This window comes from Cylindrospermopsis sp. CR12 (assembly GCF_001432185.1).
GTDB classification, from domain to species: Bacteria; Cyanobacteriota; Cyanobacteriia; order Cyanobacteriales; family Nostocaceae; genus Raphidiopsis; species Raphidiopsis raciborskii.
Map to the genome: position 1 here is coordinate 1 of NZ_LMVE01000028.1, position 1,330 is coordinate 1,330.

At 39.3% G+C, this 1,330-nt stretch carries 1 protein-coding gene and 2 pseudogenes; 1 reads left to right on the plus strand and 2 read right to left on the minus strand.

Annotation, left to right across the window (positions count from 1 at the left end):
* Positions 1 to 165: 165 nt before the first annotated feature.
* Positions 166 to 270: pseudogene (locus ASL19_RS16545) on the minus strand (ParA family protein); the annotation flags it as partial.
* A 160-nt stretch (positions 271 to 430) separates the two neighbouring features.
* Positions 431 to 562, minus strand: a complete 132-nt coding sequence (locus ASL19_RS18790; protein WP_255356424.1) for a hypothetical protein — start codon at positions 560 to 562, stop codon at positions 431 to 433.
* Positions 563 to 1,044: 482 nt separating this feature from the next.
* Here ASL19_RS18790 and ASL19_RS03750 point away from each other — a divergent pair.
* Positions 1,045 to 1,330: pseudogene (locus ASL19_RS03750) on the plus strand (Uma2 family endonuclease); the annotation flags it as partial.

Consider the following 1,330-nt stretch of genomic DNA (forward strand, 5'->3'; position numbering starts at 1 on the left):
AGCTTACTTGCGATCGCAAGGAGTTGATCCTAATAGTTTACCTAATCATGCTAAGTAAATGGGCTATGTAAATGTAGGTGGAACTTATCTAACATTTTGTCATCCCATTCATTAAGAACAGATACAAGAGAGTTGTTGAAAAATAAGGGATAATAATCAAGCAGACAGTAGGACTTTATATTTTTCTGCCAGATGATAACCCAGGTTCATTGTTAGGGTAGTTTTCATTACCCCACCTGTTTGGTTAAAGACAGCGATTGTTTTAGTCATTTTCTCTTTTTAGGGGTCTCCACTAAATTCTAACATTGACGAAAAACGTTTTCCGTCAAATAATTACCACATCCCTATCAGATTCTGTATTACTGCGATTGCCTGCTTATTAAAAAACTTTCTTTGACAAAGCATTAGTTAATCATTACTGGCTAATGAACTAATCTTGGTGGTAAAACTCGTTCCCAAAATTCCCCTGAGCATTTCCTACGGGCGATCGCTTGACCACAAGATGAGGGTTGAATCCTTTCCCTATCGACATAAATAAATGACGGAAAACGTTTTCCGTCATGTGATAATCCAGTTATTCCAATGGTTATTGTTTAAGGGTCTGTGTATGAGAATGAAAAGGGCGACTCTTTTTCCTGAATAATAGGCGATCGCATAGCAAATCCGTGTATTGAGAATTGTAGACCTATTCTGGATACACCCGGATAGAGCAGCAATTATTATAAAAGAGAATTTATCAAGCCTCTGGATGAGGTATGGTGAAGGGAAACTTTCATGCACGGTTTTGAAGACCAACGGGATTGGTGACAATCTCGTTGAGTTTAATACGAAACCCAACAAACCAACGGGATATAAACGGGATATATATAAATGCGATTGCATTGCATTCTCTACAGGATCTCGCGAAGCATTCCCTTGTCACCTTTATTATATACTACTAAATAAGACCACAGATACTTTTAAAAACCAACACAAAACCAAAAACAAATGCTAAAATTAGTCAGATGGGACTACTTTCCAACCCTGCACCCCCTCTTATCAACCGTGCGCCAACCTTTAACCACTCCCCTTGCTGGGGAATCCCTCAATCTCCCAGATCACACCCAGCTACCAGACTCTGATGATAATTTCGTGAAGAATTTCCAAGAACACCCACAAAGCATAATATTAACCACATCTATTGAACCCTTACTAAAAGAAATCCATCCCAATGGAGACTATTGCATAGGACAGGATAGTGGTATATATTGGCGGTTCACAGAACCTCTGGAAAAAGGGGTAGAAGCACCAGACTGGTTCTATGTTCCTGGAGTACCATCCAGGCTAAATG